Origin of the sequence: Neoaquamicrobium sediminum (assembly GCF_013240295.1) — a bacterium.
GTDB classification, from domain to species: Bacteria; Pseudomonadota; Alphaproteobacteria; order Rhizobiales; family Rhizobiaceae; genus Aerobium; species Aerobium sediminum.
Map to the genome: position 1 here is coordinate 2151004 of NZ_JABETK010000001.1, position 16155 is coordinate 2167158.

The window sequence follows — 16155 nt, forward strand, 5'->3', positions numbered from 1 at the left end:
ATTTCCACCTTTAAGTGACAAAACCTATTGGAGGCTGAAATGGCCGAAGTCGCAGTTCCCTACCTCGAAGCCGGTGAAGCGGCGTTCGAAGTGCTCGACGAATACACGCAGAGGTTCCTTCTGTCGGGCAATCACCCGCCGCTCGCACCGGGCTATCCGATGCGCGTGGACGCCGATCAGGCGCTTTCGCAGTTCCACGTCGTCGGGCTCGACGCCGATGGAGACCTCGTCCCTGCAACTTGGAATGCCGATCCCGCCCTCGCCGTGAAGGCCATCGGCGTGGTGACGCAGGCCGTCGTCGGCAACTCGGACGGCACCACGACGGTCCCCGTCTTCTATTCGGGCTGCTTCAACCCGGATGCGCTGGTTTGGGACGCCAGCTTCGACACCGAGGGCAAGAAGATGACCGCCTTCAACGGCTCTCCCACGCCGACCACCATCACGCTCCGCAAGCGGGGCTGACGCGACCACCCGATCACAACCCGCAGGTTGACGATCTGTAGAACTTGAAAGGAACCTGAAAATGGCAAACCCGTATGAGGTTTGGAATACCCGCAGGTCGCTCGGCGTGATGCGAGACGTCGAACCTGCGTTCACCTACTGGACCGACATCGGTTTCAGCCGCAGCCTTACGTCCACGGACGAGTGGGTTGACTTCGAGAAGCTTCCGGCTGTCGCCCGCAAGCTCGCCCCGTTCGTCCGACCGCTCGGCAGCGGCAAGCCGCTCTATGACGACCGCTCGACCGGATTCCGGTTTAAGCCTGCCTATGTGAAGCCGAAGGATGTCATCGATCCGCTGATGCCGCTGACGAAGCGCGCCGGTATCGACCGCTCGATGATCGAGCCGTCGCAGATCACTCCGATGCAGCGCCGCGACCTGATCCGCACGGCCATGACGATCACCCACGTTCAGGCTATCGAACGTCGGTGGGAATGGATGGCCGCGCGCGCCATCATCGACGCCAAGGTTACGATCGAGGGCGAAGAATACCCCTCTGTCGAACTCGACTTCCGTCGTCAGGGCAACCTCACCGTCGTCAAGACCGTCGACTATTGGGGCGATACCGGCGTGTCGATCTTCTCGGACATCCAGACCTGGGCGGATCGCATGTTCAATGCTCCGTTCGGCGGCTTCCCGACGCGCATGACGGTCGGCTCGAAGGTTTGGGCGGTCATGCGGATGGACAAGGAGTTCATGGAGCACATGGACACCAACATTCGCAATCCGCGCGCCACCATCGAGCGTGGTCTGATCGGTGCAGACAAGGTCGTCAAGGTCGGCGAACTGGCGGTCGGCGGCGCGTCCGGTGCCGTGATCGAAATCTTCCTCTACCGCGATACCTACGTGGATGAGGCGGGCATCGAGACCCCGTTCATGGCCTCGACGGACATCGTCATGACGGCGTCCGACGAACGGATCATGGGCTACCAGTGCTTCGGCGCGATCATTGATCCGTCCGCGCAGTATCAGCCCGTGCCGATCTACCCGCGCAACTGGCAGGAAATCGGCGATCCGATCGTCGAATACATCATGCACCAGTCGGCACCGCTCTTCGTGCCGCTGAACGCGAACGCCACGTTCAAGGCAACCGTCGTCCCCGAGTAATCCTCGGCGACTCTCCGACAGGGCGGCTCTTGAGCCGCCCTGTTCCACCACGCACTGAAACAGCCACTCAGGAGAATGAAAAATGAGCACCAAGCTCGTCGTCGCCGTTCACGAGGTCGAATACCTCAACGGCAAGAAGAAGGATTTCGCAGTCCCCGGTTCGATCTTTGGCATCGAGTCCGATCTGGCCGCGAAGCTCGAAAAGCGGGGTGCCGTTCGCGAGCCTACCGAAGCGGAACTGGCCCTCTACGAGAAGCAGAACAAGGCCCCTGCGAAGAAGGCCGCTGCCAAGACTGCCGACAACGGCGGTGACGGTGACAATGGCGGCAACGGCGGCAAGGGCAAGGGCGGCAAGCGCGAGGAAGCGCCGGTCTAATGCCTGGCCGTTTTCGCCAGCATATCAGAAAGGCGCGGGGACAGCTTCATGATCACATGAGCGTCCCCGCGCTCTACTTCGCGTCTCCCTACGTGCCGGGGGATACGCCGGTCACGGAAATCAGCGTCCGCGTCCATGATACGCCTATCGTGCTTGGCGACCTCAAGGGCACCAATTTCAATTACGCCGAGATCGAGGACAACTCGCCGCGAATCATCTTCCTGCGTAGCGAGGTCGAGCCCGCCCGAGGCATGATCGTTTCGGTTGAGCCAGGTGTCGCATACCGCGTCGACACAAACCGCGCTCCCAACGACATTACCACTACGTCGCGCGTCGTGCGCCTGACCAAAGACGAAGCCGCTGGCCTCCCCGTGCCAGGCGACCTCATCCCCATCAACGTTCGCATTGAGGCGATCTTCCCCACGTTCACGGTCGAAGCGTCTGCCGTGCTCCCCGTCGCTGCGCTCGGCGACCTCGCCTTTCCTGCCGCCACGGTCGAGGGAGAGGGTTCATGAGGACGAACGCCATCTACACAAGCAAGGGCAGCTACGTCTTCATGATCGAAGGATTGGAAGACCTTGGCTCGCTCGATGATCTAAAGCCGCAGATCGTCCAAGCGGCACATCAGGCGATTAATCGAACCCTCGATCGTGCGCGAACCGCATCGGCGCGCGAGATCCGAAAACAAGTGAATTTCCCCGCTGCGTATCTTCAGGGTGAGGATAGTCGACTCAGTGTGACGCAGCGCGCGAGCAGCAGCCGCCTCGAAGGCGTCATCACGGGCCGCAGGCGCGCGACATCCCTTGCGCGCTTCGTCGTCGGCAGCAGTCGGGGGAAGGGCGTCAGCGTCAAGGTCAAGCCTGACAAGGTCGAGACGATGAAACGCGCCTTCCTGATGAAGCTGCGCGCCGGAAACGCCAGCATCGACACCAAGAGCAACCTTGGGCTGGCCGTTCGCACCCGTGACGGGAAGAAGCCGAGCGCCGCCTACAAGCCGGTCAAGATCGGGGAGAACCTGTATCTGCTCTACGGCCCCTCGGTCGATCAGGTGTTCAGAACGGTTCGCGAGGACGTTGCGAAGGACACCCAGGAGTTCCTGAACCGTGAGTTCAACCGACTATTGGACCTGAGACTATGAGTGAACCGCACGTAGACCCGTTTCGCCTGCGAGTCTTGAAAGCGTTGAGCGGCGTCCTTGAAGAGGTCGCCTACGACGGTGGCACTATGGCGGGCAAGTCGTTCCGTGGCCGAATGCTCTACAGCGATGACGATCCGCTCCCCATGCTTTCAGTGCTTGAGCCACCGATCCCGCTCGACGTGCTGTTCAGCAAGGGCGACAACCCGAACTCGACGGGCATGTGGGAACTGCTCGTTCAAGGCTTCGTCAAGGACGACCCGGAAAACCCTACCGACCCCGCCCATCACCTGATGGCGACCACGAAGGCACGACTGGTTCAGGAAAAGCGCCGGGATCGCGGCATGAACATCTTTGGCATGGGAGGCCGGGTGGTCGAAATGTTCATCGGGCAAGGTTCGGTACGGCCCGCCGATGACGTCTCGCACCGGGCGTTCTTCTGGCTCACGCTGACTCTGCGCCTCGTTGAGAACCTTGAGGATGCCTACGAGTAGCTATGGTTAACATTTCAACTGTGTGTTATCAAAACCATGTCTAAGTTGAAATAGCGAGGCGAACGGACGTTGCGACCTTTGAGGGCGCTCACCTGTACCCACAGTGTCAACCTCTTGGTGCCAACACGTAAGCAAAGTGGAAATAGACGGCCTAAAGGAGAAACCCAATGGCGAACAACTATACCCTCGGTCGTGGCGAGCTTTGGTTCGCCCCGTTTATCCAGAACACGCAGACCCCTCGTGGCGAGCGCTACATCGGCAACTCCCCGAGCTTTCCATCACGGTCGAAACGGAAAACCTCGACCACTACAATTCGGATCGCGGCGTTCGCGAGAAGGACGAGTCGATTGCGTTGCAGACTGATCGCAATGGCTCCTTCACCACGGACAACGTCGATCCCGAGAACCTGGCACTGTTCTTCTTCGGCTCCACCACGGCGCTCACGGATGCAGGCGGCACCGTCGAAGGCGAAGCCATCGGCCCGGTCGAGGTCGGCCTTACCTATCAGCTTGGCGTGAGTGCCAATAACCCGGCAGGCGTCCGCAACGTCAGCGCTGTGGCGGTGACTGATGGCGATGCGACCACTTACGTCCTCGACACAGACTACGCCCTCGACGCCGAGCTTGGGCGCATTACGATCCTGGCGGGCGGCGCAATCACGGACGAAGCCGCACTGGAAGCCGACTACACGACCGAGGCGAGCACCCGTGAACGCATCGTGTCGGGCTCCCAGGCTATCGAGGGTCAGCTTCGCTACATCTCCTACAACCCGGCAGGCAAGCAGTTCGACTACCTCCTGCCGTGGGTGAAGATCACGCCCAACGGCGACTTCGCCCTCAAGGGCGACGAGTGGCAGACCATCCCGTTCAGCGTCGAAGTCCTCAAGAAGGGCAACATGCAGGCCGTCTACATCGACGGTCGCCCGATGATCGCCTGACGACCACCCGGCCATTAGAAGGAGAACATAATGGCGCTCAAAGGCTATCGCCTTCCGACTCTCGATGTGGAGCTTCCGGGTGGGGACTCGTTCCCCGTTCGGGGGCTCTCCCTCCCTGACATCACGTTCCTCGTCAGCCGCCACGGCGACACGATGCGAACACTGTTCGACAGATACAGCGGCGACGAGACCATAGCGATTAGCGACCTCGCCAGCGTCGGCACGTCGATCCTTGAAACCGCCCCGACCTTGGCGGCGGAAATCGTCGCTGTCGCGGCGGACGAACCCGACGAAATGGAAACCATCATGAGGTTGCCATTCCCGGTTCAGGTCGACGCGCTTGAGAAGGTCGGGAAACTTACTTTCGACACGGCAGGTGGACCAAAAAAGTGGTCGAGACCGTCATCCGGGTCTTCCGAGGGATCAGCGACATGACAGCCGATCTACGGACCTCGAAGGCTGGCTCCTTGGTGTCAGGCGGCAAGTAAGCCTCCTGCGCTCCGAAGGCCACATCAATGTCGACGAATACCCGGTCGGCATGGTGTGGGTCGAAGCGGGATTGGTCGTCCAGCGCATCAACCGCATGGAAGCGACCCGAGCCCTCCTGCTTCGAGATGCGGTCTCGGCTGTGATCACCAAGAAGGCTCAGAACAAATTCAAGGAAACAATCGACAAGTTGAACGCCGAAGACTAGCTCGGCTTTCAACCCTATGTTATCAAGACCACTAATGGTTGACATGAGGCGGGCGAGAGGATGGCCGACAGAGACGTCAAGCTCATCATTCGAGCAAAGAACGAAGCCACCCGCGCCATTGACTCGGTTTCCGACGCTCTCAAGGAACTGAACAAGTCGCAGGAGGACACGGGCCGTTCCGCCTCGAAGGCGGACGGTCTCCTTAGCGAACTCGGCTCGGAGTTCTCGCGGCTCAACAAGGAAATCGCGGGACTCAACGCCCTGTCGAAGGTGGCGGGCGAACTCGGCAAAGTCGAGAAGGCCGTGTCGGGCTTGAGTCCGACCTGCGCCGGTCAGCGGGCGAGTTCGCCAAATACGCCCGTGAGGCAGAGAAGGCGACTACGAACACGGCGCGGCTCAAGGGCCAGACGGATCAGTTTCGTCAGTCTGTCGAGCGTGAAGAAGCGGCCCTTCGCTCGCGCCGCGAAGAGCGCCGCAAAGCTAACGCCGAGCTTCGCAAGTCAGAGACGGCCTACCGCCGCCTGCAAGCCGCAATGGCAAAGCAGAAGGGTGGACCTTCGGCGGCGGCACGATCGGCGGAAGCGTTCCTCGCTGCCGATGTGGAAAAGGCTCGCGCCGCAGCCGAGCGGGCCTCAGCCGCGTTCGAGAAACAGGGCACAGTGGTCCGCAGCGCCAAGGGCGCGCTTAAGGAACATAGCGCCGAGGTCCGCCGCTCGGAGGCCGAGCAGGAGCGCCTTGGCAATGCGACCCGCCAAGCGGCGGCAGAGACGCAACGCAACCGTACCGCCCTTGCGCAGTCGCGCACCGTGCTTGGTGAAATCAGGACCGCAGCGACCGGCGCTGCTCAGTCGCTCGGTGGCGTAGCCGTTTCGCAGCGCGAGATTACCGAGGCTTCCCGGCAGACCGCAGCCACACTCGGCGCGGTCGGGGCCGAACTGGCGGCAATGAAACGGTTCTCGGACGGGGGCGGCGGCTTCACCAATCCGCAGACCGCCGAAGCGATCCGCAGGCAGCGCGAAGAAGTCGACAAGGCTCGCGCGTCCTACGAGGTTCTTGAGGCCCGCGCTCAGCGCCTCGCGGCGGCGCAGCGGCGCATTGGAGCCCCGACCCGCACCGCAGCAGCCGCGCAGCGTGAAGCTGCCGAGGCTGCTCGCGTGGCAAAGGAAGAAATGGAACGGCAGATCGCCGTTCTGAACCGGATGCCGGGGGCCATCAACCGCGTTCGTGGCCTGCGAGGCATCTTCTCAGGCTTCTACGGCGAGTCGCGTCAGGCGATGTCGGTGTTCCAGCGTATGCGTGGCGAGATCCTGTCGCTCGCCACCGCCTATGCGGGCCTTTACGGGACGATCCAGAATATCGGCGGCGTCATCACCGCGTACCAGTCACTTGAGGCCGCTCAGAACCGCCTCGGCGCTGTCTTTAATCAGAACGACACGGCAGTTCGCAACGAACTGTCCTGGCTCGAACGGCAGGCCGCGCGCCTCGGCATTTCGTTCGACACGCTCTCTAACCAATATTCCAAGTTTGCCGTGGCAGCGCGAGCGGCCAATTTCGAGTCCGAGGCGACCCGTAAAGTCTTCCTTTCCGTGGCCGAGGCTGGCCGCGTGAACAAGTTGTCGCTCGAACAGATGAGCGGCATCTTCCTCGCGCTCGAACAGATGATTTCGAAGGGGAAGGTGCAGTCGGAAGAACTGCGCAGGCAGTTGGGCGACCGCCTCCCCGGTGCCTTCAACATCATGGCAAAGGCCCTCGGCGTCACAACCGCCGAACTCGACAACATGATGAAGAAGGGGAGGTACTGGCGAACCAGTCCACCCTTATCAAGTTTGCCGACGAACTGGACGACCGCTTCGGCGGACAGCTTGGGGCCTCGCTCAAGTCGACGACCACGCTTATCGGGCAGTTCACGAACGAGCTTTTCCAGGCACAGCTTCGCGTTGCCCGTGGCGGCTTCATCGAGTCCCTTAACGTTGCCCTCGCCAATCTGAACCAGTGGTTCCGCTCCCGTGAAGGGCGCGACTTCTTTCTGTCGCTCGGGTCTGCCCTCGGCAAGTTCGTGACGGTGCTTGCAGAGGTTCCCAAGTATTTCGGGCTCATCAGTTTCGCCGTGAAGGCGTTCATTGGCCTCAAGCTCGCACAATCGTTCCTGCAACTGACTGGCGGGCTGCGCGGGGCGAACGGCGCACTCGTTACCCTCGGCGGTACGCTTGCCACCGTGCGCGGCGGTTTCTCGACCTTTGGAACGACCCTGACGCGGATCACCGCGACCCTTGGAACTGCCAGCACCGCAGCGATGTCGTTGACCCGGATCATCCGCCTGCTTGGTGCGGCGATCATGCGTGTCCCCATGCTCGCACTGTTCTCGGTCGCGGCCTACGCCATCACCGAGCTTCTGACCGGATGGGCTGGCGGGATCGACGACGCGACGAGTGCCCTCGACGAACATGAACGCCTCCTTCAGGAGGTCATCAGCGCCTATGAGGTCGCCAAGGACAAGACCGAAGATTGGGCCAAGGCGGTCAAGAGCGGCACGTCGACGCAAATTCGAGCGGCGCTCGTGCAACTGCGCTCGGAACTCAAGACCGAGATCGACAAGGTCACGCAAACCATTGAAGACGCGATGGCTGGCCCGACCTGGCTCTCAAATGCCGGTCCCGCCTTCCGCCTCACCGGAGCGTCGAAGGAACAGGTGGAAAGCCTCAAGCGCCTGGCCGATGGCCTGCGCAACGGCGCTGTCGATTTGGACGTATTCCGTCGATCCGTCGACGACATCGGAAAGCGCACGAACAGCAAGATCGTCCTCGAACTGGCTCAGCAGTTCTTGGAAGCGGCGGACAAGATCGGCCAACTCAAGGACGCCAGTGATCAGAGTGAGGCCGCGCTTCGGCTTCTTAGCGGGGTGGCAAGCGAAGCTGACGAGGAAATCCTCGGCCTCAACGCCGCTGCGAACGAATCCGCCGACGCTTTGGGTGGGGCAACGGACTCCGTCAACGGCTACGCCGAGGCCCTGAATAAGGTGAAGGGGATGATCCCCGAGCTTGCCGACGAGATGTCGAAGCTCGCCGACATCGCCAAGCTCGATGAAGCCTACGCCGCCATGATGAAGAACGCCCGCACTATGGGCGAAATCATGCAGGCGAACCAGTGGTACGCTCGCGCCCGTGGCTCGATCAATGAGCGCTACACGAACTACGAGGCCGTCTATACCGGCCAGCGCGGAACGCCGCAGGGCGCGGAAATGGAACGCCTTGTCTCGGCGACGATCCGCCTCGCCGAGCAGATGGGCCTTAGCGCCAAGGACTTGCTCACTGCAATGTCTTACGAGACGGGCGGCACGTTTGACCCGTGGAAGGCGGGTCCGACAACGCAGTGGGGTCAGCACCGTGGCCTGATCCAGTGGGGCGAGCCGCAGGCCGCGCAATATGGCGTCAGTGCCACCACATCTATCGAGGATCAGATTCGCGCAGTCGGAAAGTACCTGACTGACGCGGGCGTGAAGGCGGGCGACGGGCTCCTGCAAATCTACGCCGCCATCAACGCCGGTAGTGCGAGCAAGATCAACGCCTCAGACGCGAACAATGGTGGCGCGCCGGGGACGGTACTCGACAAGGTCAGCGGTCAGATGGGCGGGCATCAGGCGCGCGCCGACGGCCTCCTTGCGGCCTACGGTGGCCTCGTCGAGAAGACTAAGGAACTCGTCCAGAACGAGCAGAAGGCGAACGAGGAACGGGTCAAGGGCGAGGAAGCTACCGCAAAGCTCCTTGCCGACACTGAGTTCCAGATCGCGCAGCAGCAGTTGATCGCCGAGGGCAAGAACCGCGAAGCCACGATCGAGGAAGCGATCCGGCGCGCGAAGGAGCAGAACAAGAACCTCACCGCCGAGCAGATTGCAGCGATCACCGAGGCGACTGGCAAGCTGTGGGACATGCAGAACGCGACGGCGGGCGTCGAAGCCGCAGAGAAGCGCGTCAACGACCTGTATCAGCTTCGCCAGGAGCTTATGCAGCAGATCGAGTATTTTCAGGGGCAGGGTGAACTTGGGAAGGCGGACGCCCTCAAGTCGCAACTCGAAAACGTCAACGCGGAACTCGAAGCAGCCATCGCCAAAGCCATTGAAATGTGGCGCGCCATCGGCGGGCCGCAGGCTGATCTTGCGATTGCCAAGCTGAACACCACGAAGATGGGAATCGCAGATGTCGGCAAAGAGGCCGTCATCAGTGGCAAGCAGATTGCCGAGCGGTTTGCCAGTGTGCTCACCAACGCGCTCAAGTCCATGGCGCAGGCTATCGCCGAGGGCAAGGATGCGTGGGAGGCGTTCTCGACGGCCTTCCTGCAAGGCATCGCCGAGATGCTGATCGAAATCGGCGAACTGATCCTCAAGCAAGCGATCCTGAATGCGCTACAGGGCTTCTTTGGCGGCTTCGGTGGCGGCGGCGGCGGACTCCTCGGCGGGCTCCTGCGTCACGATGGCGGTCGCGTGGGCGCTGGCGGGCACACCCGCGCCGTTTCGCCTGCTTGGTTCGCGGGGGCCATGCGTCTGCATGAGGGCGGTGTCGCCGGTCTGCGCCCCAACGAAGTTCCGGCGATCCTCGAAAAGGGCGAGGTCGTGGACCCCGGCGACGGGTCGATCTTCCGCAAGATGTTCGGCGGTGAGCAGCAGCCTCCGACTGTGAAGGTGGTCAACACTTTCGACAGCGCCGACGTGCTCAGCGAGGGACTGAACAGCCCGGTTGGCGAGCAGGCGTTCATCAACGTGGTCAAGCGCAATGCGGGCAAGGTCCGCCAGATTCTCGGGCAGTAGGATGGTCGTCAGCACCCAAATCCCCTACCGCCAGTATATCGAATGGGCGGTCAACGACAGCCTCGGCGATTTCGCCGGGGTGAGCCTCATCTATGGAGACGGACGCTTTGTCGCCACTGCGCACGGGGATGAGCCGCGCGTTGTTTCATCATTGACGGGACTGAATTGGGCGGATGCACTCACGGGTTCGAGCATCCGGGCAATCGCCTACGGCGACGGCAAATACGTTGCCTTCCACAGCCCCTCGCGGCGGGTTTGGGTTTCTTCCGATCTGGTGAACTGGTCGTGGAACCTGAGCCCCGACGAGTCCGGGACGTGGCGGGAACTGACGTATGGCGATGGCATGTTCGTGGCTGTCAAGCAGGATGGCGACGAGCGCATCGTAACTTCACCGGATGGTGAGAACTGGACCCCCGTGTCGCGCCGGGGGACAGCAATTGGTCGGCAGTCGCCTACGGAAATGGCCTCTTCGTCGCTGTCGCGTTTGCGGGCGACGACCGGATCATGACCTCGCCTGATGGCGTCAACTGGACACTGCGTAGCGCACCCGCGAACCGATCCTGGCGGGCCATTGTCTTCGCTGACGGCCTCTTCGTTGCTTCCGGCGTTGGGGGTGTCGCGACCTCCCCGGATGGGATCAACTGGATCGACTATCCGGTGGGAGGTTTGCAGAGGTGGGAATCCGTAGCCTACGGGGATGGCTGGTATGTCGCCGTGGGCGTGAACGGTCTCAACAACCTTCTTACCTCTCGCGACGGCGTCACATGGACCGTCTCGTCCGCCCCTGAGCCCAACGAATGGACCGACATCGTCTTCGGCAGCGGTCGGTTCCTTGCTATCGGTAGGCAGGGCGACAACCGCGTGATGATAGGGACGCCCCGCTCGGGCATTGGCGATGAGCCGGTGTTTCTGCCGCTCTCACCGAATTGGGCGCAACCGCTCCGAGAATCTTACGAGTTCAAGACCGACATCATCACATCATGGGATGGTAAGGAACAGCGGCGCGCTGTCCGCTTCAACCCGCGTATCGAGATCGACTTCCTCGCCCACCTGCACGGCTGGACCAAAAGCCAACTCGATCAGTTCATGGCCGCGCGACAGCCTCGCGAAACTTGGTTGCCACGGTTCGTCCAGTTCGCAACGAGCACGATTTCCATGCCGCCCGAGGCCACGGTGCTCGCGGTGTCTGGTGACACGTCCTGGCTCACGCCGGGAATGACGGTGGCCCTCTACGACGGCAGGGGGAAGCTCGAGTCCCGTGTCGTGGCATCGGTCGGGGCCGGAACAATCTCGTTCACCGGCGAGTCTATGACTGAGTTCCCCATCGGGAGCCGGATCAGCCCCGTCTATCGGGGCCGCATACAGGTGACGCCGAAGGTTGAAAGGCTGACCAACGACATCGCCACGATGCGGGTGCAATTCTCGGTCGACCCCGGATCATTCACCTACGTGCCTGCGCCGGGAGACAGCTTCGTGGATTTCCGCGAGGCGTTCATGCGTGGCCCGAATTGGGGTGGCGGCGTCACTCTTGATCATGTCTGGCCGCGTGAAACCGTGGACTACGAGTTCGGCAGAGTCGAGCATTTCGTCCCCTATGATTTTCCCTCGCGGATCACGCGGATGAACTTCGTGGGGCGAGACAAGGACGACGTGAAATCGGCTATCGACTTCTTCTGGCGTCACCGTGGCCGGTGGAAAGAGTTCGTCATGCCGACGTGGGAGAACGACGTTCCCTACGCCTTCATCGCGGCAGGTTCGCGCTCGATCCTAGTCGACGGGACGGACTTCGGCGCGGCCTACGCTGACAGCACCGTCTATCGCCGCATCGTCCTTCGCCTGGCTGACGGTACGTTCCATCACCGAGCCGTCGATTTCGTCGATGTCCTCCAAGACACCGACACGTCGGTCCTCTGGACGACCGAAGACCTGCCAACGCTGAGCCTCACGCCATCGACGATGTTCGGCATCTCGTGGGGCCTCGTGAGCCGCCTCGCCAGTGACCGCCTCGACATCGATTGGCTCACGGACTCGGTGGCTCAATTCAGCCTGACCTTTCAATCTTTGGAGAACTTCGACATCCAATGAGCTTTCAGCCGATCGAAGAGTCGCAGGAACGGGGCGCGCCGGTTGAACTCTATGAGTTCATCTACGGGTCGACCTCGGGCGCGCGCTATCACTACACGAACGCAGATCAAAACATCTCGTTCGGCGGGGCCACATATAAGGCCATTGCCATCGACCGCGACACCTATAGCGCGGCGGGAAAGACTGACCGTCATTCGGTAAACATCCGCCTCCCCGTGACGGCGGACTTGGCCTACCTGTTCACGTCGTATCCCCCGACGCAACCCGTCGTCGTGATCATCCGACAAGGGCATCTGACCGACAACGAGGCGGACTTCATTGCCGTCTGGACGGGGCGCTGCCTGTCGGCGGCGAAAGAGGGGAACGAGCAGGTGTTGACCTGTGAGTCAACCATTGTGTCGCTCAAGCGCCCCGGCCTTCGCCGCAACTATCAGTTCGCGTGTCCCTACGTGCTCTACGGCGAGGGATGTTTCGCCAACAAGGCTGCGGCGACCAGCAACGCGACCGTTGTCGAGTTCAGCAACGGCAAGCTCACACTCGATACGAACTGGTGGGGCGAGGATGACCCGCAGGACTACGCGGGCGGCATGATTCAGTGGAACACCGACAAGGGGCTTGAGGCGCGCACGATCCTGACCGTCGACGAGGAAGGGCGGATGAGCCTGATCGGGCCGCTGCGCGACATCGTCACTGGCGAGGTCATTCAGGTCATCAAGGGCTGCAATCACCGAATGGATGGGTGCCGCAAGCACAACAACATCCAGAACTTCGGGGGCCAGCCGTGGATACCGCTCAAGAACCCCGTCAAATACCATCCGTTCTGGTGATCCGAAATGCTGTGGAACATCATCATCGGCCTCGGCCTCATGATCCTCGGCTACGTGCTGATGCCGAAGCCGAAGCTCGATAAGCCCGACGAAGTCACCGAAATGGACAGCCCCACGTCCGAGGCAGGCAAGCCGATCACCGTGATCTTCGGAGACATCACCGTGACGTCTCCGAACTTCCTGTGGTGGGGCGACAAGAAGTTCTACGAGCGCAACGTGAGAGGCGGGAAGAAGTCGTCATGAGTGATCGTCTGACCATGGGAGATGTGCGCCGCGCGGGCTACTGCGTAAGAGGTTCCCGGCGCTGGTTCGAAGCGACCGGAAGGGACTTCAAACTCTTCCTGCGTGAGGGGATGCCGATGGATGAAGCGCGGCAGATCGACGACGCGGTTGTGAAGGACATCCTCAAGAAGATGGGGGTGAACGATGGGTAAGTTCAAAGGGGGCGATAGCACCCCATACATCGACTACCACCTGTCCTTCCATCTCGGCTTCTGCACCGGGCCGGTCGATTCCCTTGAGGGAATCTGGATGAAGGACAAGGAGGTCCACGGCGAACAGATGCTCGGCGGCGACATGGTGGCCGTGGACAAGCCGGAACTGTTCGGAGGGAACCAGCGCGAGGGTGGCGTCAAAGGCAACATCCATTTCAGGGATGGCAACTTCGCGCAGCTTGTGCCAGGCGCGTTCGCATCTCGTGTGGGGCTCGACGTTGAGGATACCCCCGCCTTTCGGGGCATCGCATCTCTCTACTTCTTTGGCCCCGATGACAGTGGCGGGTTCAAGGTCTCGGCGAACTACCCGACCGTTCCGCCTGTAAAGGCCCGCTTCCGCCGAGGATCGTGGTCGCTCGGGGCCACCCACGCGATCATCGAGAACGTCATTGAACCAGAAGACGAAGAGGACGAGGATTCCGAACCCGTCGTTCGCCACGATAGCAACGGTTCGCACATCATCTATGAATGCCTCGTCGATAGGATTTGGGGCATGGGTGGGGCACCGTCGCTGATCGACGCACAGTCCTTCCGTGACGCGGCTGAAACACTCTTCAACGAGAAGTTCGGCCTGAGCATGAAGTGGGTTCGATCGACGACGATCGAGGCGTTCGTTCAGGAAATTCTCGACCACATCAACGCGCTGTTCTTCTTCAACCCCGGAACGGGCCTCGCGACCCTAAAGCTTCTGCGCAATGACTATGACCGCGACAACCTGCCAGATCTCGGCCCCTCGAACTCGCGGCTCATCACGTTCCGCCGCAAGCTTTGGGGTGAGACGGCCAACGAAATCGTCGTCACATGGACGAACCCGCTTTCGGAAGAAGAGGAAACCATCACCTACCAGTCGCTCGGCAACATCGCCATGCAGGGCGAGGTCGTCAACGAGGGCCGGAACTACTACGGCGTTCGCTCGCCAACGGTCGCGAGTGAAATTTGCGCACGAGACATCGTCTCTGCGTCGTATCCGTTGGCGATGGCAACGGTCGAGGTTGATCGGCGGCAATGGAAGGTTCTCCCCGGCGATGTCGTCAACTTCACCTGGCCCGTCGAGGGGTACGGCATCGGTAGGATCATCATGCGCGTCATGGAGATTGACTACGGAAAGCCTGCCGAGGGCAAGATGCGTCTCGAACTGGTCGAGGATGTGTGGGGACTCGATTCAGCGGAGTTCCTTGGCCCGCCCCCTGAGAGCGAATGGAAGAACCCCGACCAAGACCCCGAGGACCCGATTTACGAGTTTGCGATCCCGACGAAGTTCGCAGCAGCGCCGTACCCCGTGGTCCAAACCCTTGCCGGTAGGTTCTACGATCCGAGCGACGACGACTACCCGGTCATCGTGGTCGCCATCATGTCGACGCCCACGACGCAGATGTCCGACCTACAAAGGATTGTCGTGTGGAAACCCGGCATCCTGCCAAACGGCGATCCCGGTTATGTCAGCATCGGCGAACGCAATCTAACCGGCAAGGCGAATACGACCATCGCTCTCATCCCGGAATCCATCAGCATCGTCACATTCGCGAATCTGGTGGGAGGGGAAGGCCCGGTCGAAGGCGGCTTCGTGCTGGTCGGCGACCGTGACGAGTTCGGGGCTGAGTTGATCCAGTTGCTTCACTATCTCGGTGACGGCCAGTGGGAGGTTGCGCGCGGCGTGATCGATACCATCCCGCGCGCATGGCCAAGCATGACGCCCGTCTGGTTCCTCGGCCCCGACTTCTACGCCTTCGATTGGAACGAACCGCTTGCTGATACGACGCTCGATTACCGCATCCAGCCGCGCACGTCGGAAGGCGTCCGCGATCTGTCGGGCGTCACCGTCCAGTTCACCGAGCATCCGGCGCGACACTACTTCCCATTCCGCCCTGCCAATGTGAAGGTGGACGGTGTTGACTTCGGTATCGTCGACCACAGCCAGGATCATAACCCGCGTGTTTGGGAAATCCCCGTCACCTGGTCGAGCCGACACCGTAAAAACGAAGATGTCATCATTCGTAAGTGGGATGAGCCGCCAGTCGCTCCCGAACCGGGGCAAACGACTTCGGTGATCCTGCGCGAGGGTGAAGTCGAGTGGCACAACCTTCCCGACAACAGCTTCGACATCGACGTGATGGAGACCGGGCGCGGCGTCAACTTCAACGTGGAAGTGCCATCCTTTCGTGACGACTTCCGATCGTTGCAGAACATCGCCACCCCACTCCGATTGTATCCCAAGGGCTATGGCTGCGATTGGGGGTACTTCTACGGAGGCTGGCCGGGGACTCCGCTCGACCTCGTCGAAGCATGGGAGTTCCTTTACGAAGCGCATGACTGGACGGGGCACGATGCCATCGTCTCGGTCGAGGGTGACGGCTGGCTCAACTACCTTCCGGTTGCGGCGGACGCCGGTCTGAGGAAGGTCAACCTTGCGCATGACACTGCCGAGATCGAGGCCGTCGAAGTCGTTCTGATGCGTTTCAGCGGCGCTGGCGATTGGATCGGCGAACTCCGGTTCAGGATTGGCAGCGGGAACTTCGACGAATTTTCACCCGTGACGATCGTCGAGCCTCCTGACGCCGACAGCGACTTCGTGATTGCCCGTTGGGACATGACCGCGGCCCCCGGATGGAGCGGCACGTTGACTGGCCTCGAACTTCGCCTGTGGCTCCCCGAGACCGAGGCCCGCATCCAATCGATTTCACTGATCAAGGCTGAACAATGACACAT

Annotated in this window: 17 protein-coding genes; all 17 read left to right on the plus strand. The window is 61.4% G+C overall.

The genetic code is table 11. From position 1 onward, the window contains the following. Positions 1 to 39 precede the first annotated feature (39 nt). The 17 genes from HK436_RS10545 to HK436_RS10625 all read left to right on the plus strand — a co-directional run bounded on the left by HK436_RS10545 (position 40) and on the right by HK436_RS10625 (position 16150). Positions 40 to 462 (plus strand): head decoration protein, encoded by a 423-nt coding sequence (locus tag HK436_RS10545; protein WP_173189447.1) that lies wholly within the window; start codon positions 40 to 42, stop codon positions 460 to 462. A gap of 61 nt (positions 463 to 523) precedes the next feature. After that, complete coding sequence (locus HK436_RS10550) at positions 524 to 1606, plus strand: major capsid protein (protein ID WP_173189449.1); 1083 nt, start codon at positions 524 to 526, stop codon at positions 1604 to 1606. A gap of 82 nt (positions 1607 to 1688) precedes the next feature. Next, the gene (locus tag HK436_RS10555; protein ID WP_173189451.1) at positions 1689 to 1982 is read left to right on the plus strand and encodes a hypothetical protein; all 294 of its coding nucleotides are present in this window, start codon (positions 1689 to 1691) and stop codon (positions 1980 to 1982) included. Positions 1983 to 2038: 56 nt separating this feature from the next. After that, a complete protein-coding gene (locus HK436_RS10560) occupies positions 2039 to 2497 on the plus strand; it encodes a hypothetical protein (RefSeq protein WP_173189452.1) in 459 nt (152 codons plus the stop codon). After that, positions 2494 to 3120, plus strand: a complete 627-nt coding sequence (locus tag HK436_RS10565) for a phage tail protein (RefSeq protein ID WP_173189454.1) — start codon at positions 2494 to 2496, stop codon at positions 3118 to 3120. The genes HK436_RS10560 and HK436_RS10565 overlap by 4 nt, the downstream gene beginning before the upstream one ends. 44 nt (positions 3121 to 3164) lie before the next feature. Beyond that, positions 3165 to 3611: a hypothetical protein gene (locus HK436_RS10570; protein ID WP_206680499.1), complete on the plus strand. Its 447-nt coding sequence runs from the start codon at positions 3165 to 3167 to the stop codon at positions 3609 to 3611. Positions 3612 to 3813: 202 nt separating this feature from the next. Next, positions 3814 to 4548, plus strand: coding sequence for a phage tail tube protein (locus HK436_RS10575; RefSeq protein WP_206680500.1), 735 nt, complete (start codon positions 3814 to 3816; stop codon positions 4546 to 4548). A gap of 30 nt (positions 4549 to 4578) precedes the next feature. After that, entirely contained in the window at positions 4579 to 4983 is a 405-nt protein-coding gene (locus HK436_RS10580) for a phage pre-tape measure protein (protein WP_173189458.1), read from the plus strand. A gap of 103 nt (positions 4984 to 5086) precedes the next feature. Beyond that, complete coding sequence (locus tag HK436_RS10585; protein ID WP_173189460.1) at positions 5087 to 5242, plus strand: hypothetical protein; 156 nt, start codon at positions 5087 to 5089, stop codon at positions 5240 to 5242. A gap of 944 nt (positions 5243 to 6186) precedes the next feature. Further along, positions 6187 to 7230: a tape measure protein gene (locus tag HK436_RS10590; protein ID WP_173189462.1), complete on the plus strand. Its 1044-nt coding sequence runs from the start codon at positions 6187 to 6189 to the stop codon at positions 7228 to 7230. A 68-nt stretch (positions 7231 to 7298) separates the two neighbouring features. Then, the gene (locus tag HK436_RS10595) at positions 7299 to 10043 is read left to right on the plus strand and encodes a hypothetical protein (RefSeq protein ID WP_173189464.1); all 2745 of its coding nucleotides are present in this window, start codon (positions 7299 to 7301) and stop codon (positions 10041 to 10043) included. Between the two features lies 1 nt (position 10044). After that, a complete protein-coding gene (locus HK436_RS10600; RefSeq protein ID WP_173189466.1) occupies positions 10045 to 10551 on the plus strand; it encodes a hypothetical protein in 507 nt (168 codons plus the stop codon). Then, the gene (locus HK436_RS10605) at positions 10548 to 12128 is read left to right on the plus strand and encodes a WD40/YVTN/BNR-like repeat-containing protein (protein ID WP_173189468.1); all 1581 of its coding nucleotides are present in this window, start codon (positions 10548 to 10550) and stop codon (positions 12126 to 12128) included. Before HK436_RS10600 ends, HK436_RS10605 begins: the two co-directional genes overlap by 4 nt. Further along, on the plus strand, positions 12125 to 12955 hold the full coding sequence (locus tag HK436_RS10610; RefSeq protein WP_173189470.1) for a phage BR0599 family protein: 831 nt from the start codon (positions 12125 to 12127) through the stop codon (positions 12953 to 12955). The genes HK436_RS10605 and HK436_RS10610 overlap by 4 nt, the downstream gene beginning before the upstream one ends. Before the next feature lie 6 nt (positions 12956 to 12961). Then, positions 12962 to 13198, plus strand: a complete 237-nt coding sequence (locus HK436_RS10615) for a hypothetical protein (RefSeq protein WP_173189471.1) — start codon at positions 12962 to 12964, stop codon at positions 13196 to 13198. Then, complete coding sequence (locus tag HK436_RS10620) at positions 13195 to 13389, plus strand: hypothetical protein (protein WP_173189473.1); 195 nt, start codon at positions 13195 to 13197, stop codon at positions 13387 to 13389. Before HK436_RS10615 ends, HK436_RS10620 begins: the two co-directional genes overlap by 4 nt. Then, the gene (locus tag HK436_RS10625) at positions 13382 to 16150 is read left to right on the plus strand and encodes a phage tail protein (RefSeq protein WP_173189475.1); all 2769 of its coding nucleotides are present in this window, start codon (positions 13382 to 13384) and stop codon (positions 16148 to 16150) included. Before HK436_RS10620 ends, HK436_RS10625 begins: the two co-directional genes overlap by 8 nt. Positions 16151 to 16155 lie beyond the last annotated feature (5 nt).